The sequence below is a fragment of the Alkalicoccus luteus genome (assembly GCF_052061695.1).
In the GTDB taxonomy this organism is placed as follows: domain Bacteria; phylum Bacillota; class Bacilli; order Bacillales; family Salisediminibacteriaceae; genus Alkalicoccus; species Alkalicoccus luteus.
Genome location: NZ_JBPZEY010000012.1, coordinates 25,558 through 46,947, shown reverse-complemented (window position 1 = coordinate 46,947; position 21,390 = coordinate 25,558). Strand labels below are relative to the sequence as shown.

At 47.2% G+C, this 21,390-nt stretch carries 24 protein-coding genes; all 24 read right to left on the bottom strand.

What is annotated here, in order from left to right:
* Window positions 1-135: 135 nt before the first annotated feature.
* The gene (aroH, locus tag ACSZLD_RS14660) at window positions 136-513 is read right to left on the bottom strand and encodes a chorismate mutase (protein ID WP_444685618.1); all 378 of its coding nucleotides are present in this window, start codon (window positions 511-513) and stop codon (window positions 136-138) included.
* A complete protein-coding gene (gene aroB / locus ACSZLD_RS14655; RefSeq protein ID WP_444685617.1) occupies window positions 506-1,588 on the bottom strand; it encodes a 3-dehydroquinate synthase in 1,083 nt (360 codons plus the stop codon). Before aroB ends, aroH begins: the two co-directional genes overlap by 8 nt.
* Window positions 1,589-2,761: a chorismate synthase gene (gene aroC / locus ACSZLD_RS14650; RefSeq protein WP_377908530.1), complete on the bottom strand. Its 1,173-nt coding sequence runs from the start codon at window positions 2,759-2,761 to the stop codon at window positions 1,589-1,591. It lies immediately after the preceding gene.
* A gap of 501 nt (window positions 2,762-3,262) precedes the next feature.
* Entirely contained in the window at window positions 3,263-4,030 is a 768-nt protein-coding gene (locus ACSZLD_RS14645) for a CheR family methyltransferase (RefSeq protein ID WP_444685616.1), read from the bottom strand.
* A gap of 834 nt (window positions 4,031-4,864) precedes the next feature.
* Window positions 4,865-5,299: a nucleoside-diphosphate kinase gene (gene ndk / locus ACSZLD_RS14640; protein WP_444685651.1), complete on the bottom strand. Its 435-nt coding sequence runs from the start codon at window positions 5,297-5,299 to the stop codon at window positions 4,865-4,867.
* Between the two features lie 131 nt (window positions 5,300-5,430).
* Entirely contained in the window at window positions 5,431-6,399 is a 969-nt protein-coding gene (locus ACSZLD_RS14635) for a polyprenyl synthetase family protein (RefSeq protein WP_444685615.1), read from the bottom strand.
* Complete coding sequence (locus ACSZLD_RS14630; RefSeq protein ID WP_444685614.1) at window positions 6,396-7,250, bottom strand: menaquinone biosynthetic enzyme MqnA/MqnD family protein; 855 nt, start codon at window positions 7,248-7,250, stop codon at window positions 6,396-6,398. Before ACSZLD_RS14630 ends, ACSZLD_RS14635 begins: the two co-directional genes overlap by 4 nt.
* A gap of 26 nt (window positions 7,251-7,276) precedes the next feature.
* Window positions 7,277-8,143: a UbiA-like polyprenyltransferase gene (locus ACSZLD_RS14625; RefSeq protein ID WP_377908535.1), complete on the bottom strand. Its 867-nt coding sequence runs from the start codon at window positions 8,141-8,143 to the stop codon at window positions 7,277-7,279.
* Complete coding sequence (locus ACSZLD_RS14620) at window positions 8,130-8,855, bottom strand: demethylmenaquinone methyltransferase (RefSeq protein WP_444685613.1); 726 nt, start codon at window positions 8,853-8,855, stop codon at window positions 8,130-8,132. The genes ACSZLD_RS14625 and ACSZLD_RS14620 overlap by 14 nt, the downstream gene beginning before the upstream one ends.
* 11 nt (window positions 8,856-8,866) lie before the next feature.
* Window positions 8,867-9,586, bottom strand: coding sequence for a heptaprenyl diphosphate synthase component 1 (locus ACSZLD_RS14615; RefSeq protein WP_444685612.1), 720 nt, complete (start codon window positions 9,584-9,586; stop codon window positions 8,867-8,869).
* A 239-nt stretch (window positions 9,587-9,825) separates the two neighbouring features.
* On the bottom strand, window positions 9,826-10,047 hold the full coding sequence (mtrB, locus tag ACSZLD_RS14610) for a trp RNA-binding attenuation protein MtrB (RefSeq protein WP_377908538.1): 222 nt from the start codon (window positions 10,045-10,047) through the stop codon (window positions 9,826-9,828).
* A 27-nt stretch (window positions 10,048-10,074) separates the two neighbouring features.
* Window positions 10,075-10,641, bottom strand: coding sequence for a GTP cyclohydrolase I FolE (folE, locus tag ACSZLD_RS14605; RefSeq protein ID WP_377908539.1), 567 nt, complete (start codon window positions 10,639-10,641; stop codon window positions 10,075-10,077).
* Between the two features lie 246 nt (window positions 10,642-10,887).
* Complete coding sequence (hbs, locus tag ACSZLD_RS14600; protein ID WP_168007413.1) at window positions 10,888-11,160, bottom strand: non-specific DNA-binding protein Hbs; 273 nt, start codon at window positions 11,158-11,160, stop codon at window positions 10,888-10,890.
* A 226-nt stretch (window positions 11,161-11,386) separates the two neighbouring features.
* Window positions 11,387-12,106 carry a YphF family lipoprotein gene (locus tag ACSZLD_RS14595; protein ID WP_377908541.1) on the bottom strand — a complete coding sequence of 240 codons (720 nt, stop codon included), beginning with the start codon at window positions 12,104-12,106 and terminating at the stop codon, window positions 11,387-11,389.
* A 25-nt stretch (window positions 12,107-12,131) separates the two neighbouring features.
* On the bottom strand, window positions 12,132-12,311 hold the full coding sequence (locus ACSZLD_RS14590) for a DUF2768 domain-containing protein (RefSeq protein WP_343033721.1): 180 nt from the start codon (window positions 12,309-12,311) through the stop codon (window positions 12,132-12,134).
* 272 nt (window positions 12,312-12,583) lie between these two features.
* On the bottom strand, window positions 12,584-13,639 hold the full coding sequence (locus ACSZLD_RS14585) for an NAD(P)H-dependent glycerol-3-phosphate dehydrogenase (protein ID WP_444685611.1): 1,056 nt from the start codon (window positions 13,637-13,639) through the stop codon (window positions 12,584-12,586).
* 12 nt (window positions 13,640-13,651) lie between these two features.
* Window positions 13,652-14,266 carry a glycerol-3-phosphate 1-O-acyltransferase PlsY gene (plsY, locus tag ACSZLD_RS14580; RefSeq protein ID WP_444685610.1) on the bottom strand — a complete coding sequence of 205 codons (615 nt, stop codon included), beginning with the start codon at window positions 14,264-14,266 and terminating at the stop codon, window positions 13,652-13,654.
* A gap of 97 nt (window positions 14,267-14,363) precedes the next feature.
* On the bottom strand, window positions 14,364-15,680 hold the full coding sequence (gene der / locus ACSZLD_RS14575; RefSeq protein ID WP_444685609.1) for a ribosome biogenesis GTPase Der: 1,317 nt from the start codon (window positions 15,678-15,680) through the stop codon (window positions 14,364-14,366).
* Between the two features lie 91 nt (window positions 15,681-15,771).
* Entirely contained in the window at window positions 15,772-16,830 is a 1,059-nt protein-coding gene (gene fni, locus ACSZLD_RS14570) for a type 2 isopentenyl-diphosphate Delta-isomerase (RefSeq protein ID WP_444685608.1), read from the bottom strand.
* A gap of 102 nt (window positions 16,831-16,932) precedes the next feature.
* The gene (gene rpsA, locus ACSZLD_RS14565; protein WP_168007399.1) at window positions 16,933-18,087 is read right to left on the bottom strand and encodes a 30S ribosomal protein S1; all 1,155 of its coding nucleotides are present in this window, start codon (window positions 18,085-18,087) and stop codon (window positions 16,933-16,935) included.
* A 91-nt stretch (window positions 18,088-18,178) separates the two neighbouring features.
* On the bottom strand, window positions 18,179-18,766 hold the full coding sequence (locus tag ACSZLD_RS14560) for a lysophospholipid acyltransferase family protein (RefSeq protein WP_377910575.1): 588 nt from the start codon (window positions 18,764-18,766) through the stop codon (window positions 18,179-18,181).
* Entirely contained in the window at window positions 18,759-19,436 is a 678-nt protein-coding gene (cmk, locus tag ACSZLD_RS14555; protein WP_377910576.1) for a (d)CMP kinase, read from the bottom strand. The genes ACSZLD_RS14560 and cmk overlap by 8 nt, the downstream gene beginning before the upstream one ends.
* Window positions 19,437-19,547: 111 nt before the next feature.
* A complete protein-coding gene (locus tag ACSZLD_RS14550; RefSeq protein ID WP_377910577.1) occupies window positions 19,548-20,204 on the bottom strand; it encodes a flagellar brake protein in 657 nt (218 codons plus the stop codon).
* Between the two features lie 486 nt (window positions 20,205-20,690).
* Complete coding sequence (gene prsW / locus ACSZLD_RS14545; RefSeq protein WP_444685607.1) at window positions 20,691-21,350, bottom strand: glutamic-type intramembrane protease PrsW; 660 nt, start codon at window positions 21,348-21,350, stop codon at window positions 20,691-20,693.
* Window positions 21,351-21,390: the final 40 nt, after the last annotated feature.

The window sequence follows — 21,390 nt, the reverse complement described above, 5'->3', positions numbered from 1 at the left end:
CAGGGATATGGAATAGGAGGTTATTCAAACGTTCGGAACTAAACTCATCTCAGCTATACTCTTCGGACTCTACTCCGGCTCTGCTTCAGTCCCTTCGCGTGCGGGACCGCTCATCTCTATTAGCGCTATCCTACGTTATCCTTCATTGTTTGTCAAGGAAAGGTCCGGCCTCAGTGATGCTGCCTTGCCAAGATAGACGTGCTGAATATCCTTTTGCTCCAAATCTGTTTCAGCTGTGACCATCAGTCTGATGCAAAGCGGCATCGATCCCGGTACAGGAATTTCCCTCGAGCACATCACCGGAACGAACTGGTAGCCTTCAATATCTCTCAATGCTCTCGCTGGAAAGGTAGCATTAATATCTTCTGTAACCGTGACGATCACATGTGCGATCTGTTCCGGATCAAGCGCATTGCGGGATTCGATTTCCTTCATTAGCCGTTCAGTATGAAGCAATATCTCTGACTCCGTATTCTCATTAATCGTCGCTGCTCCCCTGATACCTCTAATCATCGGCTGTCACCTCTTTCATTGCCCGCTCCACCATCTCCGGATCCACCGGAACAAGTTTAGGCTCGCCAAGCTCTTTTAACAGTACGAAGCGAAGATTGCCGCCCTCTGTTTTTTTATCATGCATCATGCGTTTAAGCAGCTTCTCATGGTTGAAAGAGCGGGGCAGGGAAGTTTGAAATCCGTGGCTCTTAAGCAGCTGCTCGACTTTTTCGAGCGGAACGTCCGCCTCCAGCTTCATGCGGCTGAGGTGCATGGCAGCGAGCATTCCAAGCGCGACAGCCTCTCCGTGAGTCCATCCCCCGTATCCTGCCTCAGCCTCAACGGCATGTCCCAGCGTGTGCCCAAAGTTTAAATAGGCTCTTACTCCGGCTTCAAACTCATCTTCCTGCACTATATCAGCCTTAACTTGAATCGATCGGTAAAGCAGTTCCTCAAGCGCATCCTCTTGCAAGTCGCTCGGATCTTGTACGTGGGCATACAACCACTCTAACAGGCCGGCGCGGCTGATCAGACTATGCTTGATCACCTCAGCAAACCCTGAGCGCCACTCACGCTCAGGCAAAGTCGCAAGCATCGCCGGATCATATAACACAGCATTCGGCGCATAAAAAGAACCAATCAGGTTTTTACCGGCTTGATGATTAATTCCGGTTTTCCCGCCAACACTGCTGTCATGAGCAAGCAAAGTCGTCGGAATCTGTACGAAGGAAACGCCTCTCAAAAGCACAGCAGCTGCAAAACCGGCCAAATCTCCTGTGACGCCTCCTCCGAGAGCTGCAACAACACTTTTTCGGTCAGCTCCATGTTCCAGCAGCTCTGTTAAAACCCGCTCTAATTCATCAAACGATTTCGAGGATTCGCCCTGCGGAATACGGATGACATGCGGCGCTGCAGAAAAAGAGGATATTACATCATCCAGATGATGAGCTGCAGCTTTTTCATCAGCAAGCAAGAAGATCGTCGTAGCATCCGGGCAGACGCGCCGAATCTCCTCTTCTATGCGAAAGCGCAGACCGTGTTCAATTAAAACGGGATACGTTCCTCCGCTGTTGTTGATGTCAAGCCTTTTGGACATTTAAAATTCCCTCGCTTCTTTCAAGTAATGTTCGTAGGAATGACGAATATCATCCATCGTATCCGCTCCAAATTTATCTAGAAACGCATCTGCAAGTTCCCAGGCGACTGCTGCTTCTGCTACTACCGCTGCTGCCGGCACCGCGCAGCTGTCCGAACGTTCAATCGATGCTGTAAACGGTTCTTTTGAATCAATATCGACACTTTGAAGAGGCTTATACAGGGTAGGAATTGGCTTCATTGCACCATGCACAACAACCGGCATCCCGTTTGTCATACCGCCTTCAAAACCGCCAAGGCGGTTCGTTCTCCGCTGAAATCCGCCTTCCTCAGAATACGTAATTTCATCATGAACCTCGCTGCCTTTCATTCTGGCAGCCTCAAAGCCTAAGCCGATTTCAACACCTTTAAAGGCGTTGATGCTTAATACGGACTGAGCAATTTTCCCGTCCAGCTTACGATCGTAGTGAACATAGCTGCCAAGTCCGATCGGAACATTCTCAGCGATTACTTCTACAATACCGCCGATAGAGTCACCGTTTTGTTTTGCATCATCAATAGCCGCTTTCATTTTTTCGGCAGCTTCCCCATCCATGCAGCGAACTTCAGAAGCTTCCGTCACTTCTTGCAGTGCATCTACACTCTCAAAGGGAAGCTGTTCTGCTTTCACATCTCCTATTTCCAATACGTGGCCTGCAAGCCGGATATTAAATTGTTCTAAAATAACCTGCGCCAGCGCACCAACAGCAACTCTGACAGTTGTTTCTCTTGCACTGGAACGCTCCAGTACATTCCGCATGTCGCGGTGCCGGTACTTTATCGCGCCATTCAAATCAGCATGGCCTGGGCGGGGTCTCGTAATTTTACGCTTTACTTCTTGTTCTTCTTGCTCTGAAATCGGTTCAGCGCCCATTATTTTCGTCCAGTGCGTCCAATCCTTATTTTCGACAACGAGCGTGATCGGAGCGCCTGTTGTTTTTCCGTGTCGGACTCCGCTTAAAATCTGGACCTGATCTTTTTCAATTTGCATTCTGCGGCCTCGTCCATACCCTTTTTGACGACGTGCCAAATGTTTATTAATATCTTCAGCCTGAAGAGGAAGCTGGGAAGGTACTCCTTCTACAATCGCTGTTAGTTGTGGTCCGTGTGATTCGCCTGCTGTTAAAAATCTCATCCATGATCACCTTCCGTTTTCTTTATCGCTTTTATGCGTTAAATTGCCTTAGTGTCTATTCTTGCTGATTTTGCATGCAATTTCAAGAGGATTACACGATTTTTTCTGAAAACATTCTGATTTTACCTTTCAGATTGCTTCCTGCTCGTGCTATTGTAACGTTTTTAAAGCCGTTTATTCTACGCAAGTGCTTATAAATCTCCTTTATCAGATGAATTAATAAAAGAAGAAACCGTCCTGAACAGGAGGGTTTCAAACTTCCGGAAATATACTGAACCTCAACAGAAGCTCTTCCTGCAGATGCAGACTTATGGGAGGCATGCTAACCTCACTCCACCACAATCAGCATCAGCAAAAAACGTTTACTCGTAAAGGTAGCAGATGCCGAACGTAACTTTGTTAACAATAGCAACCCTTCATTTCAAAATAGTGTATACGTTTGGGAATTCGTATTGTTATTAAAAAGCGTAAGAGTCGATAAGGAATCAAAAGCCGTATCTATCAGCTTTTTCGATAAAAAAATGTATCTGCTGATTCCAGACCAAACTTTGCAGGATTGAATATTTGTTCGGTGCTTCCGACAAACAGAATGCCCCCAGTCCTTAATGAATCCGAAAAGCGGTTATAAATGTCTATTTTTGCTTCTTCGGTAAAATAGATCATGACGTTTCGGCACACTATTAAATCGAGTCCCGCAGGATACGTATCTTGAAGCAAGTTGTGTTTTTTAAAGGTTACCGGCTTTTTTATACGTTCTGAGATCTTCCAGCCGGCCAAGTCCTTAGTAAAGAATTGATCCCGCTGGGCTGGCGGGACTTCCTTCAAGGATTTTTCCATGTAAAGACCTGCGCGCGCCCTGTTTAAAATCGATTCGTCCAGATCTGTCGCCAAAATACTCCCCTTGACCTGCAGCAAATGGAGTAAGATTGATAACGAATAAGGTTCCTCTCCTGTCGAGCAGGCAGCACTCCACATTTTTAAGCTCCCTCTTTGCTTTACCAATTCGGGGAGGATGCGCGTTTCTAAAGTGTCCCATCTGCTTCGGTTTCGAAAGAACTCGGACACATTAATTGTCATACGCTCTAAAAATTCCTTGAAAAGCTGTTCGTCACTTCGGAGGGCTTTGTAATAGTCACTAAAGCTGATGAATCCCCGCTTATCTCGTAATGACGTAAGACGCCGTTTCATTTGTGACTCTTTATAAAGCGTTAAATCAATTCCGGTTTTTTTGTAAACAGCTTCCGTAAATGCAATATAGTCTGCGCTCATGCTATCTATCCCTCTTCTCTCGTGACACATTTAAGTACAGCTCTGTCTTTACTATCGGCAGATCCTGCTGCTTTTATTATCCCACAGTCCGGCTATTAATAAATAACCCGTCTTCTATCCTCACTGAAACAGATGTTGATATGGAATTCATTTACAGATAACCGCAGTCTCAAACCTTCGATTGCGTACACGTTTATTAGATTCTAATTTTTTTGAGGCAGGTCCAACCACTTGCTCCAATAAAAAAACGCTGATAACGAAGAAGCGTTATCAGCGCGCAGGCTGTTGAGACCATTCATCAACTTGCCTGTTTAGTCGTATTTCCTCTCTATTTATCTAGATGCCGCGGGCTTCTCATCTGCTATTTCTCCGGCATCCTCTCGTATGAAGGGAAAAAAGGCACGGGAGGAGGGCGCGGCTTTACTTGGACACAGGCTTCTCAAAAGAAGCCTTCAAGCGCCGGTCCGGGTCCGCACTTTGGAGTAAAACATCACGACAAGCAGAGAGGAGTGCGCTTCTGCTTGCAAGGGCAATGAAGCGAAGTGGCATCCCTTTTGGTCATCGAAATGTCGGATAAGGCAGGTTTCATCCGTCTTGAACCAGATCTTGACTCGTATCATCAGGCACTTAAATCGCACTGTCAGGTTCCGAATTCGGAAGACCTCGTCTCAAAAAGAGGCGAAGATCCGCCGGACAGCAGGAGGGAAAGCCGAGCCCCGTTCCCCCTAAAAGCGAGTGTCGGCAGATACAAGCAGATGCAAGGTGACTCCCTTAAAATGACGATATTAACACTCTGAGCGCTGCGAAACAGACCGCTTCTCTTTTAATGATTGATTAGGAAATAGTCTGTGGAGCTTCTACAAGCTCATCTGCTGAGAAAAATAACGCAATTTCCCGCTCTGCGCTTTCCGGAGAATCTGAACCGTGAATAATATTCTCAGATTTTTTTGTCGCATAATCCCCTCGAATCGTACCAGGTGCAGCTTCCAATGGATCTGTTGCACCAATCATTTTTCGGGCTTCAGCGATAACTCCTTCTCCCTCCAGCACCATAGTAAACACAGGACCCGACGTAATAAATGATACGAGTTCGCCGAAAAACGGACGCTCTTTATGCTCCCCATAATGCGTTTCAGCGAGATCGCGTGACATGGTCATCAGCTTTGCTCCCCGGAGAACGTAGCCCTTCTGTTCAAAACGGTTCATAATTGTACTTGCGAGACCGCGGCGAACGCCATCCGGCTTCACCATAACAAATGTTTGTTCCATCATTGATCATCTCCTGCATACATAATATGTAATTCTATCCTACTATAACAAAAACCCCGACATATGACAACGCTTTCAATAAAATAAACTATGCAGCCGGACAGGGGATATTCTGTCCGGCGCTGATCCAGTTAAAACCGACGCCCGCCGATAAAATGTGCAATCCGGATCAAGGAATCCGTATCCGCACTTGCGAAAGGTTTCAGCATCATGACTGCTTTATTCACATAGGAGTCTGCCAGCTGACGCGACTTGAAGATGGCATTTGTTTGCCGAAGGCGTCTGATAACATCGTCCATCGGCAGGTGCACTCGTTCCGGATCGTTCGTATAGTCACGGATCATCCGGTTAAGCTCGGCATCCTCCTCCATGGCGTAAAGCGCAGGAATCGTAATATTCCCTTGGATTAAGTCACTGCCGGCAGGTTTTCCGAGCTCCTTTTCACTTCCAGTAAAATCTAAAATATCGTCTGTTACCTGGAAAGCCATGCCTGCATAATAGCCATACCATTTTAGTGCTCTCCGCAGGTCATCATCCGCTCCGCTGACGACGGCTCCCAGCTCACAGCTGACTGAAATCAGGAGTGCTGTCTTTCGGCGAATGCGGCGCAGGTAATCCTTAAGCGACTGATCTGCATGATACTGATCCTGCAGCTGTTCGATCTCGCCAATACACATTTCTCTCATCGCCCGGGACAAGATCGGATGAACGTCCAGAAATTTGCTCTCCGCTGCTTTTTGAATGGCTTTGGCAAATAAAAAATCGCCAGTATACATCGCCGTCCGGTTGTCCCATCGTGATTTAATGGTTTCCCGGCCCCGTCGTGTGTCAGCATCGTCAATGACATCATCGTGCACGAGAGAAGCCATGTGTATCAATTCAAGCGGCACTGCTACTTTTTTAATCTCATCAAACTCGTACGAACTGCACTTGGCACTAAGAAGCACAAAAACAGGCCTGATTCGCTTTCCGCCTGCCTGCAGGATGTGTGCGGACGTCTGTTCCAATACGTCATGATCGGACGTTATAGCGGCTTCAATTTCCTTTTCCAGCTTGGCAGCCTCTGGTTTAACGTGTCTGTATAATTCTGCTAGCTTCATCGTAATCCCATCCTGTATCTGTCAGATGCCCAGACTTCAATTTTCGGCTTTTCCGGGATATAGTGCTCTTCATAAAGCATTCGGCAGAAAAGGCTGAGACCCGCAAATTCCTCTTCATTTAGCTCGTAGCGCAGGTTTTGAAAGTAGGATTCCCAAAACGATCTAGTAAGCCCGTGCTCAGCAGCAGATTTTTCGGTTAAAGCTTTAAAGCCAGTCGTTTGACATAGATGCAGACTGTCTGTCAGCTGCCGATGCAGTTTTTCTGTTCGCTGCGGATCCTGATCCGCTTTTTCTCTCCGCACCGCGAGCAGCGCATACGTCATCGGAAGACCTGTCCATTCAAACCAAAGACGGCCAAGGTCATACTGATAGCTTTCTTCCGCGGAATCTGCCGCTTTTATTGCATCATCACCAATTAGCAGACATGCATCATGACGAGCGAGCATCTGTTTGTAATCAGGTTCTTCTACTGTATAAACAGGCTGAACACCTTCCCGCCTCTCCAGTAAGAGCTTTAGCAGGTGTACAGAGGTAGCCGAACTCGAGGTCAGTGCTACCGAAGCATTGTCGAGCTCTTCAATTGGACGCTTCGAAAACAGAAAAATAGATCGTACGCTGCCTTTGGATGAAACAGACAGATCTCGTAAAATATAATATGCTCCTGGATTGGAAGCATATTCAAATGAGCTTATACCGCCAGCATCAACCACGCCGTTCCGCATTCGTTTGTTCAGTTCGGCAGGGATCGCTTTTTGAAACGTGAATCCTTGCTGCCTCATCGTAGCCCTATCCAAGAAATGAAACATCGGCTGAATATTTGTATAGGTAATTTCACCAATTGTAAAAGACATGTTACCGTCATCCTTTCAAGGGGTCGTCAGGCAAGAATCAGCAGATCTCCAATCGTAAACACAAGCATGAGCAGGCTGATGATCCCATTCATTGTGAAAAATGCTTTATTTACGTTTGAGAGATCATCTGCTGATACGAGTGAATGCTCATACACCATGACTCCGCCCGCTGCTAATGCTCCGACGATAAAGATCCACCCTAACGGTGTTACGAAGGCAAGCAGGATCAGTGCTGTAAAGCTTATGACGTGAAAGCTGCGGGAAAAAATCAGCGCTCGTGCAATGCCAAATCGGCTGGGAATGGAATGCAGGCCGGCATGCCGGTCATAGTCTGCATCCTGCGTGGCATAAATGATATCGAAGCCAGCTGTCCAGAAGGCGACTGCTGCAAACAGCACCACGGCCTCCCACGATAGAACGCCCGTAGCTGCTACCCATCCGCCTAAAGGTGCCAGAGCAATAGTTATACCGAGGATCACGTGGCAAAGCCATGTGAATCGCTTTGTATACGAATAAAACACAAGAAAAAACACTGCCAGCGGCAGCAGGTAAACAGCCAGCATATTCAGCTGGAATGCTGCAAAAAACAACACAAAAAAAGAAACTCCTATAAATACCCACGTTTCCACCTTTGAAATAAGTCCGGCCGGTATGGCTCGATCTGCTGTACGGGGGTTGGCTTTATCGATCGAGGCATCGATTACTCGGTTTAACGACATAGCAGCACTTCTGGCACCAACCATGGCGAGGGTTATCCACACCCAGTCAATAAAGGATGGGAAATGCCCTAAAACATAATAGCTCCCGAGCAGTGCCCCCAGAAAGGCAAACGGAAGAGCAAAAATAGTATGCTCAAATTTAATCATTTCCAAGATAACTTTAAGCTTTTTCATGTTCGGCTCCCCTTTCTGCCTTATAAGCGAAATGGGAGGCAGCTGTGCCGCCTGAGTACGACCGTACATCAACACTGGAAAAGCCAGCGTTCCGGAACATCTGTTTCAGCTTCTGCTTCGACGGGAAGTGCTTAGTCGATTCCTGAAGCCAGGAGTACTCATCGTACTTACCGGCAAACAAACGACCGAAAACCGGCATCACTTTAGAGAAATAAAACCAGTAGGCTCCGCTGATCAGCGGTTTTTCCGGCTGGGACGTTTCTAAGCATACGGCTGTTCCGCCCGGCTTCAATACCCGGTACATCTCTGCAAGAACGGTGTCATAGTCCGGAACGTTCCGCAGCCCGAAGCCGATAGTGACGAAATCAAATGCTTCATCATCAAACGGCAGTTCCATTGCATTCCCCTGAATAAGTTCGAGAGCCGGTATCGCAGCCGTTTTCTTTCTGCCGATATCAAGCATATTCTCACTAAAGTCGAGACCGCAGACGTAGCCTTCAGGACCCGCAGCCTTTGCTAGCTGAATCGTCCAGTCTGCTGTTCCGCAGCATAGATCAAGCGCATGCGCCCCTTTGAAAACCTGCATCCTGCGTCCAGTATCTCTTCTCCATGCACGGTGCAGCTGAAAACTAATAATCGCGTTCATTTTATCGTAATTGCCTGAAATAGATTGAAATACGTCATGTACCTTTTCTTCTTTTGTCCGGGTCATTCAAATCTCTCCTAATAAGGCATCATCATGAGCCTGCGCGCTTCCTGACGCAGAAATGTCTGCGTCTGGCCATCAGCTGCAGGCAGCTCCTTCAATCGCAAAAAGGCCCTTCCCGCAAGCTCGGACCGATCAGATCGTGGGAGTCTGCAGGAAAAAAACATTTCCTTATCCACATGCTCCTCTTTTAATAGCTGCAGGATAAACAGCTGCTTAAAAGCAGGAATCAGCTCGCTGCGTCCGATGTGAGCTGCAGCTGCGGCAGGGATACACGATGCTGCTTCTGCGAGCAGAGACAGTGTGCTCCACTCATCTTCTGCTTCGAGGGCCGCCATTTTATGCTCATTTATCTTTTGAACCGCTCCTGAAAATAAACTAATATAGGCAATCAGCTTGCGTTCAGCCAGAATGGAATAATACAGACTGCTGTAATAATCTCCTGATAAAACTGTAAGCTGACGTTCCTTGCGATGTTTTTCCGAGTGAACAGGTGTGCTGTCGATGCGGTCATGCGTATCCATCGCAGACTGCACCAGCGAAGCTGCAAGAGCTACAGCGTGCTTCTCCTCTGCGTGAAGCGCTGTATCTTCCAGCAGCAGCAATATCAGCTCGGCCTGCATCACGTTCATGACAGCATCAGGAAGGAATTTCTGAACATAGGAATACGATGCTTCCCTGTAAAAATCCTCAGTGAGTTTATGTAAATTGTTTACGTGATCATACGTTGCTGTCATGCTCAGAGCCCCCAGATTCGTCATCCGATTGGAAGACGGCGCTTCCATATCTGCTAGTCTAGTATAGCACATACGTTTCTAAACGAGAAAGGATGAGCAATAAGTTTTACCGCAATAATAATTGAGGTTCGTTCAACTAGAGTTCTACTAGATGAACCCTTCGAGCTGATGTAACTGAAACGAGAAAAGGCTGCAAGACCGCATATTCCTGCAGCCTAGCAGCCCGCTCAGAAGCAGGATCAGTCTTCTCCGCTCGTCATTTCGCCGTGTGCAGTCTGTACCTTCGCCCGGCCTCTGATTTTTATCGCAGATGTATGCTCTGTAAACTGTGCAATCATCATCTCATCTTTATCAAGCTTCTCAGAATGATGAAAGCGGGTATCCGTACCTCGGGTGAGCCCAATCACGTTTACCCCGTTTTCTTCTGCTTTGATGACAATATAATCATTCGACTGTGCCATGAAACCGCCTCCTTCCCAGTGGATGTTTTACTGTTTGATCAGCGCCATCACTTCAGAACGAGCAGCCGCATCGTCACGGAATGCCCCCCGGACTGCGGAAGTAACAGTCATGGAACCAGGCTTCTTCACACCGCGCATCGTCATACACATATGTTCTGCTTCAACGATGACAATGACGCCGCGCGGATTCAGCGTATCCACCATGGAATCTGCTATTGTTGATGTAATCCGTTCCTGCAGCTGCGGACGCTTTGTCACAGCTTCAACTGCACGGGCAAGCTTGCTCAAACCGGTAACCTGCCCGCCTTGGGGCAAATAGCCGATATGCGCTTTTCCGAAGAATGGAACAAGATGATGTTCGCACATCGAATAAAATGGTATGTCCTTTACCAGGACCAGCTCCTCATGATCTTCTCCAAACACCGTTTTAAAGTGCTCTTTTGGATCCTGATGCAATCCCTGGAAAACTTCTTCATACATTCTTGCTACGCGTTTCGGAGTATCTTCAAGACCTTCTCTGTCCGGGTCTTCACCGATGGCTTCAAGTATTAACGTCACTGCCTGTTCAATTTTTGCATGATCTACCTGGCTCATTTATAACAGCCTCCATTTCCTGTTGTCATCAGCCCTGTGTCCAGCCTGCATCTGCTTCTTTGATGAATAGATCGACGGACACCCTGCATATACAAGGTGTATATGCAGCTGAATGTGTTGATAATAGCACAGGGCCGTTCTACCTACAAGAAAACTGTTCCGATACAAAAAAGAATACCCGTTAAGCCCAGGGCCTGACGGGTATTCTCTCATTACATAAGGCTGTTACTATGCTTATGTAATCTATTACTTGACTGCATCTTTAAGCGCCTTACCAGGCTTAAATGCAGGCACGTTGCTGGCCGGGATTTCAATCTCTTCGCCTGTCTGAGGGTTACGGCCTTTACGGGCAGCACGCTCACGCACTTCGAAGTTACCAAATCCGATCAGCTGTACCTTCTCTTGCTTTTCCAGTGCACCAGTGATGATGTCGAAAACGGCATCTACAGCACCAGTAGCGTCCTTTTTAGAAAGGTCTGCTTTTTCAGCAACCGCATTGATCAGTTCTGTTTTGTTCATGGTATTCACCTCCCTGTAAGGTATACTTACCATTGCTTTAAAACGTAAAACATGTGTTAACCCTTATTGCGAAGGGGATAACAAGGCTTATGTTAAACGAAAAACCCTGTGAATTCAACAACTTTCGTGTATTTCATTGTTTTTTTTATTATTATTTTGCTAAATATGTAAAATATTTGACAAAAAGACCGGAACCCTTCATACTGCAAGGTTTCCGGTCTCACTTTCAGCTTAACTCTCCATCGATAAATTCAATCGAGCCATCTTCGGTTAGTGTGGTCGGTACAGAGTATGCAGGTACAAACGGAGCATGATCTGTCAGTAAATCGCGCATGTCTTCGCCATATTCATACCCTTCCAGCCCATATTCCTCTGCATAGTGCTGAATATCAAGTGAAAAATCAATGACGACGTCTCCTTGTGTCGTATACAGAAGAGGAAGCCGGTGATCAGGATGGAACGGACTGGCTACAGTTGGTTCTTCCTCATAGCCCAATGCTTCATAATCAAGCCTGATCAGCTCATTGCCGACGATTTCATCAACTGGCGCGTACTGATTGGAGCTTCGATAGCTGAAAACCTGTGTTTCCACCTCTTGAATCGTACGGACGGTGCGAAGGTCGATCAGCTTCACTTCCGGTGTCTCCTCAACGTTAGTAAGGACGTACTGATACGTTCCGCCATTTTCAAATGCATTAGCCGGCGGTTCGCTCAAATAGGATGGGATTAACTGCGTAAATTGCACCGGATACCTTCTGTACTGAGGTGTGTCCGCATCACGCGTTGCAATTGGCAGAACACCTGTGTTTTCCTGAAATTGCGCGACAGCGGTCTGCACTCTTTCAAGCTGCTCCTCGTTTGGTCCGTGCTGGGCATCACGCTGATCCTGCGGATACAGACAGCCGGTGAGCAGCGCCAGTGCCGCCAGGAGAATAACTGCTTTCATAACCATTCCCGCCTTTAACTAGAAATTATTCCGGTACGGGGCCGCTGAATGTTACTAAGAAAACGATCAGACCAGATACGATAATGCAAATAAAGCTTATTGTCAGCAAAGAATACCGGAGGACCCCCCTCAGCTTCTCTTTTGTAAAAATAGTAATGATTACAGAAACAAACATAAGTCCCATTGCAATAAAAGATACCCACATTTTCATTAAGGGATCCTCAAACATTCTCATTCCCCCTCTTGGTTCCATTCTGCATCATTATAGCACAATACTGCCCTCTCTGCCTTTGCAGGCAACTGGTTCGCGGTCAGGGATAATCACGTGTTCAGCAGATTGTCACATTTTCTCATGCTCGCTTTTTAAGATGAGGCAATCAGCTCGCCGTCCTAAAGAAATTCTGCAAAAAGACAGCCTGGAGAAAGCAATGCTTTCTCCAGGCTGTCTATAAGTCCGATAAGCTTTTTTTATGGCCATCAAGGCTCGAGGTGATCGAGCGGGTCTTTGCCGCCTTCCGGCAGTGTTCCGCTCATAATCCCTTCCACTTCCTTCTTTTTCACGCGGCCCATGAGTGCTTCCACCGCTTCTTTTACATCCTTCTCTTCAAACAAAACTGCATACAGCTCTGACGTGATCGGCATATCGATATCCAGCTTATTTGAGAGCTGATAAGCAGCTTTTGCGGTTCGCATCCCTTCTACGACCATCCCCATCTCACTCTCAACCTCATCAGCAGTTTTGCCTTTCCCAATCATGTTCCCCGCCCGCCAGTTGCGGCTGTGATGAGACGTACAGGTAACAATTAAATCGCCAAGACCTGAAAGTCCGGAGAACGTCAGCGGGTTGCCTCCCAGCTTAACACCAAGCCGGGAAATTTCTGCGAGGCCTCTCGTCATTAAAGCAGCACGGGCGTTATCACCAAAACCAAGTCCGCTCGTCATGCCGGAACCGATTGCAATGATATTTTTAAGCGATCCGCCAATCTCAACTCCAATCAGATCAGGGTTTGTATACACGCGGAAGAACTGATTCATAAATAAATCCTGCGCTTCTTCTGCGAGTTCCATATGTATAGAGCTGCACGTAACCGTAGTCGGCTGCCTTCTGCAAACTTCCTCTGCATGAGAAGGTCCGCTTAAACAAACGACGTCAGTGCGATCAAGCTCTTCTGCGATAATTTCAGAAACGCGAAGATGGGTTTCAGGCTCAATTCCTTTGCTCGCATGGACGAGCAATGTTTCTTCCTGTAAATGCGGACGAATATCCTGCAGGACAGCACGCATTGCTTTAGTCGGTACGACCAGAATGACGGCATCTGCGTGTTCTACAGCTCTTCTCATATCTGTAACTGCTTTAATGGTCTCAGGCAAGCTGATGTCTGGCAAATATTTGCTGTTCGTCGCATGTGTATTAATTTCTTCAGCAATTTCTGTTTTCCGTGCCCAAATCGTCACGTCGTGACCATTATCAGCCAGAACACCAGCTAATGCTGTCCCCCAGCTGCCTGCTCCTATAACGGCTGTTTTCTTCATACAAGCGCCCCCTTACGAACTGGATTCTGCTTTTTGACCGAGCCTGCTCTCTGTTCCGTCTTTCAAACGTTTTATATTCGTTCGATGCCTCCAAATCGATAAAGCTGTTAAACCTGCAAGGAAGTACAAATAAACTGGCGGATAGTCAAAGACTGGCAGCAGCGCCGCCGTGAGCAGCGTCGTTCCAAACATGAACAAGAGAGAGCCGAGCGACACGTATCTTGTCACCGCTATGGAGATGATCGCTGCAGTACCGGCAATCAGCGCGGGCCAGAAGACGAGCACCGCCATGACCCCTATCGTCGTTGCTACACCTTTACCGCCTCGAAAACCGAAGTATACCGGCCAATTATGACCGATTACAGCCGCAGTACCAGCCATGGCAGCAAAAAGCGGATCTCCCCCGCTCCAGCTGAAGCCTAGCCATACTGCAGCTATCCCTTTAGCTGTATCCAGCAGCAGAACAGCAATGGCGGGACCAATGCCTAAGACACGCAGCGTATTCGTAGCTCCTGCGTTTCCACTTCCGTGATCTCTGATATCCAGCTTCTTTAAAAGCTGCCCCATTAAATAGCTGAAGCTTACAGCGCCGATCAAATAAGATAAGATGACAGCTGCAATTGCCATCAAAATTCCTCCTTTCCACTGCAGGCAGACCAGAGTCGAGCAGCGCGCGACTGATTACCTGCAGGCGTTTTGTTTCTGAAGCGAATCTACGAATGGTTTAGTCACTTTTCTTTCTCGCTAAGATACGAATCGGTGTGCCCGCAAATCCAAACGCTCTGCGGATGTTGTTTTCCAAATACCGCTTGTAGGAGAAATGCAGCAGTTCCGGATCGTTAACAAACAGCACGAACGTCGGCGGTGCAACAGAAACCTGGGTCGCGTAATTAATTCGCAGTCGTTTGCCTCCGTGGTCGGTAGGCGTCGGATTAGATGTAACCGCATCGACGATGACATCATTAAGCACGTTTGTTTTGATTCGCAGATTATGGGCTTCACTAACTTCATTTACAACCGGAAGAAGGTTTTGAATCTTCTGCTTCGTCAACGCTGATAAAAACACGATTGGCGCATAGTCCAAATATTGAAACTCCTGCCGGATTTTATCTTCAAAACGCTGCATGGTTTTATCATCTTTCTTAACGGCATCCCATTTATTAACGACGATCACAATGGCTCTTCCTGCCTCATGCGCATACCCGGCTATCTTTTTATCTTGTTCAATAATGCCCTCTTCTCCGTCCAATACGACTAATACAACGTCTGAACGTTCAATAGCACGCAGCGCGCGCAGCACACTGTATTTTTCCGTCGATTCGTACACTTTGCCTTTTTTACGCATGCCGGCTGTATCGATAATAACGTAGTCGCGATCATCCTTTGTAAAAGGCGTATCGATGGCATCCCGTGTTGTTCCCGGAATATTGCTGACTATGACACGCTCCTCACCGAGAACAGCATTAACGAGCGACGATTTTCCAACGTTTGGACGGCCGATCAAGCTCATCCGGATTGTATCATCCTCGTAGCCATCCCCTTCATCTGCCGGAAAATGGGACGCTGCAGAATCCAGAAGATCACCGAGACCCAAACCGTGAGATCCAGATACAGGAAAAACATCTCCTACGCCAAGGCTGTAAAACTCATAGAGTTTATCATGCATAGTAGGATCGTCAAGCTTATTAACGGCAATAACGACCGGCTTGTTTGAGCGCTGCAGCAGCCGGGCTACTTCTTCATCTGCACCTGTAATGCCGTCTCTTCCATTTACGACAAAGCAGATCACATCTGCTTCATCAATAGCCAGTTCGGCCTGGGCGCGCATTTGTTCCATGAGTGGCTCGTTCGTGATTTCAATTCCACCGGTATCAATGATAAAGAACTGGTGATGGAGCCAGTCAGCCGAGCTGTAAATTCTATCACGAGTTACTCCTGGTTTATCTTCTACAATTGCCAGACGTTCTCCTATTAATCTATTAAAAATAGTAGATTTTCCAACGTTTGGTCTTCCAACGATTGCTAATACTGGTTTTGACACTTCTATCCCTGCTTTCTGATCCCGTTCCTAGCTTTGGAATCATTATATCATAGACGGCCCGTCATTTTAGACAAGGTTTTAGGAGCTGATGCTAGTTATCAGCCATGCGTCTGGCAAAAGCTGATGTGCTGATTCCCCGCTCTTCCAGCCAGTGTCCGGTGTTTCCGGAAATAAGAATCGGGGACTGGGTTAGATTTCGTACATGCCTCTTTCCAAGTGCCGTCATTCCGAGCCTTATATATTCTATCATATCGTTCATTTCCTGAGCGGTTTTTTCAAGACCTTTTTCCTGAAGGCTTTTTAAAACGGCGCCGGCCATTCCGCACGCTGCAGCTCCGCAAGAAAGTGATTTCAATACATCATCCACCGTACGAATACCGCCTGAAGCGATCACTGGAACGTTAACAGCATGCAGGCTTTCAATCAGTGAAACGGCAGTAGAAATTCCCCAGCTGTCAAACATTGTTAATGCCTGCTGTCGCCGGCTGTTCTCTACCGCAGAAAAGTTGGTGCCGCCGCGGCCGCCGGTATCAATGATGTCTGCTCCTGCTTCGACTGCAAGTTCCGCTGCCTCCATAGACATGCCAAATCCAACTTCTTTTACGATTACAGGCAGCTCCAGCTCTTGCTTGATCGCCGCAATTTTCGTTAACACGCCAGTAAAGTGGCGGTCCCCCTCCGGCATCACCAATTCCTGAATTGGATTAATATGAACCTGCAAAGCGTCTGCTTGAATCATTTCAACTGCCGCCTCTGCATCAGCAACGTCCGCTTCGGCACCGATGTTTGCAAACAGCGTGCCCCGAGGACTTCGGTCCCGCATCACGGAAAACGTAGTACGCTGTGAAGGGTCCTTGACAGCGGCCATTTGCGAGCCGCATGCAGCAGGAATTCCTAATGTGCCTGCCAATTCAGCGATAGCCCCATTTATTTCTTTTGTTTTATCACCGCCGCCGCCTGTCATCGCGTTGACCATGAAAGGCGCAGCTGATGAAATCGGACCGATGGCTGACGTTAAATCCGTTTGATCTACATCCAGTTCAGGAAAGCTCTGGTGAATGAACTGTATATCATCAAAGCCGTTTCCTGAGGTTTCTGCTGTGGTTAGCGCATGTTTAATATGATCCAGCTTTCGTTGTTCACGTGTCATAACGGCCTCCTTTATCAAAGCCGCTCTTCGTAAATGAGCAGAGCGGACAGTTCAAAAAAACCGGCATGAGCTGGAAGCCCACACCGGAACCTTGTTCTCTTATTAGTTTTTATACTTTTTCAGCTGATCCCCGATCATGTCACCGAGTGAGAATCCGCCGTCATCTTCTTTCTTATACTCCTGCTTTCGCGCACTTTCTTCTTTTTCCTGCTTATCCTCATCAAGTACGCGAATACTGAGGGAGATTCGTTTTTCGCCAACGTTCACATCGAGAACTTTTGCCTGCACCGTATCGCCTTCCGTAAGCACTTCACCTGGAGTAGCGATGTGACGGTTTGCGATTTGAGAAATGTGAACAAGGCCTTCCACTCCTGGGGCGACTTCAATAAAGGCACCAAATGAAACGAGTCGCTTGACCGTGCCTTCGATGACATCATCCTGCTTAATCTCATTTGCAATGGACTCCCACGGTCCCGGCAGCGTATCTTTAATGGAAAGAGAGATTCGCTCATTGTCCGGGTCGACAGACAGCACTTTAACGTTTACTTGATCGCCTTCTGAAACGACATCAGACGGCTTTTCAACATGCTGATGCGCCATTTGTGAAATGTGAACCAGTCCATCCACTCCGCCGACATCGACAAAAGCGCCGAAATCAGTCAGCCTCTGAACAGTACCTGCAATCACATCGCCTTCCTTAATCTGTTCGAGTGTGTCTTTCTTACGTTCACTTGCTTCTTCATCCAGTACTGCTCGTTGGGAAAGAATCAGCTTATTGCGCTCGCGGTCCATTTCAACCGCTTTCAATCGAAGTGTACGTCCCTTGTAGTCAGAAAAGTCTTCTACATAGTGACGCTCTACCAGAGATGCGGGAATAAATCCGCGGACGCCTACATCCACGACAAGTCCGCCTTTTACGACATCTGCAACTTCAGCCTCAAAGATCTCTCCGCTTTCGAGGCGGCGTTCCATTTCTTCCCAAGCTTTTTCAGCTACGACTGCTTTTTTGGAAAGGACAAGTTCATCCTCTGTAAGCTTCGTTACTTTAAATTCGTACTCTTCACCCTCTTGGAGCACGTCTCCGACTTTCTCGACGTGGAGACTGGACAATTCGCTGATAGGCAGAACACCGTCCATCTTGTAGCCGACGTTTACATACGCCTGCTTGTCTTCCACTTTGGCGACAGTACCTTTGACAAGATCTCCGACCGATAACGACCGGAAATCTGTCATTTCATTGTTCATTTCTTCTACCATTGACAATTACCTCCCTATATCCCGTCAGAAAATCCGGGCCCTAAAACTTCTTCGTTACTAGCACTTCTCTGTCTCCGGTATAGATTCCTGCTTATTTTTTATTTTTATCTAAAAGTTCTTGAATAGATGCCATAATTTCTGCTGTTGCTTCTTCAGGTGATGCCTTTCGATCCCGAAGCGGCTGCATATCAATCGGCTTTCCATAAACCAGCTTGATTTTTGAAAACGGCTTATACGACCCGATAACCGCACATGGAACAATTGCTGCATCAGAGCGGAGAGCAAAGAATCCTACACCTGCGAGACCTTTCCCGAGCGTACCAGTCTTGCTCCGGGTACCTTCCGGAAATACACCTACCAATTCCCCTTCCTTCAGGAGCTTTAAACCTGCACGCATTGCCTGACGGTCGCTTGTCCCGCGTTTAATGGGGAATGCACCAAGGGCCGGAAGCAGTTTTTTTAATATTGGAAGCTGAAACAGCTCATACTTCGCCATAAACCGCGTCTGACGCTTTAAAAACGCCCCGACAAGCGGAGGATCAAGGTTGTTGATATGATTACTGCACATCAACACCCCTTTCTTCTTAGGAATATGTTCTCTCCCGACAATTTCCGGGCGGTAAAACAGCCTGAAAAACGTTCGGCAGACGAATTGGCCTGTCGCATACAGTTTACTCATTCGGTTCCACTCCCTTTACTCTGTCGAGCAGAAAAGCTACAACCTGATCGATCGTCATCGCAGTTGTATCCACTTCGATAGCGTCATCTGCTTTCTTAAGCGGAGCTGTCTCACGCTCTGAGTCAATCCTGTCCCTTTCAGCGATTTCATATCGGAGCTTTGTCAAGTCAGAGTCCATCCCTTTTGACAGCTGCTCAGCATGCCTTCTTTTTGCCCGTTCTTCTACAGTAGCATTAAGAAAAAATTTGTAGGAGGCATCGGGAAGTACAGCCGTCCCAATATCTCTGCCATCCATCACCGTTCCTCCAGATGCGGCAAGCTCTTTTTGTTTTTCCACCATTTCCGTTCGGATCCGGGCATGCCTTGCCGTGTAGGATACGAGGGAAGTTACATCCTGTTCACGAATCGCGTCGGTCACGTCCACACGATCAACCGTTACGAAAACGCTGCTGTTTTTCATATCCAGTCCCAGCTGCATATTTTGAAGAATATCCAGCACAGCCTGCTCATTTTCCGGGTCCGCCTGTTCTTGGAGCACTTTCCATGTAAGAGCTCTGTACATAGCCCCTGTATCGATATACGTGAAGCCTAACTCGGCTGCAAGCTTTTTCGCTACTGTACTTTTGCCAGCACCAGCTGGTCCATCAATTGCAATATTTGCTCTCGTCATCGTCCAAACCTCTTCCAGCACAAAATTTTATACGACGTTATTTTAACATATGCACCGATAAAGGAGAATGTTTCTTATTGTGAACCTGAGAAAGCTGGCCGCTTGACTGCCTCAGTCCAATCCACGCTCCCTCGCTTCCTGCTGCTGTTCAAAAATAAAGCGGATGAGCAGTTCGCGCAGGGTCTCCGGGGGTTCATGAAACTCGAACGACGCTTTTGTCTGGAAGTCAGAAGGGATAATGCGAACCGTTCTGACATGTGCCTCTACGTATTTAGTTTCCCCATTTTTAAATGGCAGCGAAATACAAATGTTAGATCGTGCGTTTTCTTTTAACGGATGCTTTGCTGGCAGCACACAGGACATTCCTCCTCCAGAAATATCCAGCGTCATCGTAGTAAACGGCTCGAATTCTTTTTCATCGCTCCAAAAAGCGCAGTCTAACGAACAATCGATTCGTACATACTGCCTCCGTTGAATTCTCCGGTACTCATCAGCAGGGGGATGTTTCAGGATTAGCATCGGAAGTGTCCGCTTTACCCGTCCTGCCACCGACGAATCAAACATATATACCGCTTCATCATGCCCGACAAACGACACGGTAAATTCCGTTCCCTCCAGAAAAAACTTAGGACGACCCGTCTCGATCGAAACTGGATAGTCGATAAAAATGTATCCTTTTTGCAGGTCCAGCACCTTGCTTCTTAGCTTACTGACATCTTCTGAAGCGGATCTCAGTTCCATTTCAACCGGCGTTCCCGCTTTGATCATGGTCCCATCTCCCTGGTTAAATAGTTTTATTTATTATACCAGAATATCCCTCAATCTCCTACTGCCATTCCTGTCAGGCGTAAGCTCGATGGAGAGCTTTTCTTATATGCGTGCAAGTTCAGCATTAAAAAACACTGGAAAGGCGAGGATCACCATTACCAGTGTTCTATCAAGGTTATTCTCATTCAGCTGCATAACGCTAAACAAAACGATATTAACAAACGCCAGCTTTCAGCCTGTCTTTATTCCGGTGCTACGTCTATATCAAAGCGGTATTCATTTCCACAGACACACCGTTTAAACCCGGTGTCAAATCCTCCATTTTCATTAGGACGTCCTCGGAGGATATACTTTTCACCACAATCCTGACAACGAATCACGACTTTAAAGCGTTGTTTTGTATCAGGCAAAAAAACACGTCCCTTCCATCTCGGTTTAAGGTTCGACCATATCTGCTCCCTACTATACAATGCACGCGCTGTTTATTCAAGAAATGTGCAAAGCTGAATGCTGAAGCCGGTTTGCCTTTTTCACCTTCCAGATTGCAAGAATCCAAAGTCCGATCATAAATGGAACTGCTGCAAAAGCAGCTGTATCCCTGGAAATAACGAGGAAATTATAGCTGAAGTGTAGCAGAACCGGAATAAGCAAAGCGAGAAAAAGGTTGAGGTTCCTGTGTCCGCCAAACTTTGCTCTGCCAATATAATAGCCCATTACAACAGCAAACAACGCATGACCGGAGACGGGGAACACTGCTCGAATAAACGCATAATCCAGTCCATACTCCAGTAAGTAAAAGACGTTTTCTACGGAAGCAAAACCTAGTCCGACTGCGCAGGCATAAACAATTCCGTCATACCGCTGATTAAAGTGAATATGCGTATATACAGCAGCCATTACCGTAAACCATTTAAACAGTTCCTCAAGGAGTGCCGGAACTGCTGCAGTTCCGGCAAGTGTAGTAGTCCAAGCTGTTTCTGCACCGATGATGTACTGGGCAAACATGACAGGAAGGACTAAAAAAGCTCCAAAAAGGAAACAGCGGATGACCATGTGAACAGGCTCCTGCTCAAATTCATCTTTCAAATAAAAATAAAATAACAGCGCCAGTGCCGGAGCCACCGCAGCCGCCAGTAAACTGAGCATTTCCGACACCTCCTGCTTGTATCACGGTACCTGCTGCAGC

Coding starts and splice junctions, on each gene's coding strand:
- ACSZLD_RS14615 (WP_444685612.1), bottom strand. CDS start 9,586: ATGACAGCAACGTATGATCACGTAAACAATTTACATAAACTCACTGAG.
- ACSZLD_RS14630 (WP_444685614.1), bottom strand. CDS start 7,250: ATGTCTTTTACAATTGGTGAAATTACCTATACAAATATTCAGCCGATG.
- fni (WP_444685608.1), bottom strand. CDS start 16,830: ATGACACGTGAACAACGAAAGCTGGATCATATTAAACATGCGCTAACC.
- plsY (WP_444685610.1), bottom strand. CDS start 14,266: ATGGCAATTGCAGCTGTCATCTTATCTTATTTGATCGGCGCTGTAAGC.
- mtrB (WP_377908538.1), bottom strand. CDS start 10,047: ATGGCACAGTCGAATGATTATATTGTCATCAAAGCAGAAGAAAACGGG.
- ACSZLD_RS14620 (WP_444685613.1), bottom strand. CDS start 8,855: ATGACCCGGACAAAAGAAGAAAAGGTACATGACGTATTTCAATCTATT.
- prsW (WP_444685607.1), bottom strand. CDS start 21,350: ATGCTCAGTTTACTGGCGGCTGCGGTGGCTCCGGCACTGGCGCTGTTA.
- ACSZLD_RS14595 (WP_377908541.1), bottom strand. CDS start 12,106: ATGAAAGCAGTTATTCTCCTGGCGGCACTGGCGCTGCTCACCGGCTGT.
- aroB (WP_444685617.1), bottom strand. CDS start 1,588: ATGTCCAAAAGGCTTGACATCAACAACAGCGGAGGAACGTATCCCGTT.
- ACSZLD_RS14590 (WP_343033721.1), bottom strand. CDS start 12,311: ATGTGGGTATCTTTTATTGCAATGGGACTTATGTTTGTTTCTGTAATC.
- ACSZLD_RS14585 (WP_444685611.1), bottom strand. CDS start 13,639: ATGAAGAAAACAGCCGTTATAGGAGCAGGCAGCTGGGGGACAGCATTA.
- folE (WP_377908539.1), bottom strand. CDS start 10,641: ATGAGCCAGGTAGATCATGCAAAAATTGAACAGGCAGTGACGTTAATA.
- rpsA (WP_168007399.1), bottom strand. CDS start 18,087: ATGGTAGAAGAAATGAACAATGAAATGACAGATTTCCGGTCGTTATCG.
- aroH (WP_444685618.1), bottom strand. CDS start 513: ATGATTAGAGGTATCAGGGGAGCAGCGACGATTAATGAGAATACGGAG.
- ndk (WP_444685651.1), bottom strand. CDS start 5,299: ATGGAACAAACATTTGTTATGGTGAAGCCGGATGGCGTTCGCCGCGGT.
- ACSZLD_RS14645 (WP_444685616.1), bottom strand. CDS start 4,030: ATGAGCGCAGACTATATTGCATTTACGGAAGCTGTTTACAAAAAAACC.
- aroC (WP_377908530.1), bottom strand. CDS start 2,761: ATGAGATTTTTAACAGCAGGCGAATCACACGGACCACAACTAACAGCG.
- cmk (WP_377910576.1), bottom strand. CDS start 19,436: ATGACGAGAGCAAATATTGCAATTGATGGACCAGCTGGTGCTGGCAAA.
- ACSZLD_RS14550 (WP_377910577.1), bottom strand. CDS start 20,204: ATGATCAAAGCGGGAACGCCGGTTGAAATGGAACTGAGATCCGCTTCA.
- hbs (WP_168007413.1), bottom strand. CDS start 11,160: ATGAACAAAACAGAACTGATCAATGCGGTTGCTGAAAAAGCAGACCTT.
- ACSZLD_RS14625 (WP_377908535.1), bottom strand. CDS start 8,143: ATGAAAAAGCTTAAAGTTATCTTGGAAATGATTAAATTTGAGCATACT.
- ACSZLD_RS14635 (WP_444685615.1), bottom strand. CDS start 6,399: ATGAAGCTAGCAGAATTATACAGACACGTTAAACCAGAGGCTGCCAAG.
- ACSZLD_RS14560 (WP_377910575.1), bottom strand. CDS start 18,766: ATGAGTAAACTGTATGCGACAGGCCAATTCGTCTGCCGAACGTTTTTC.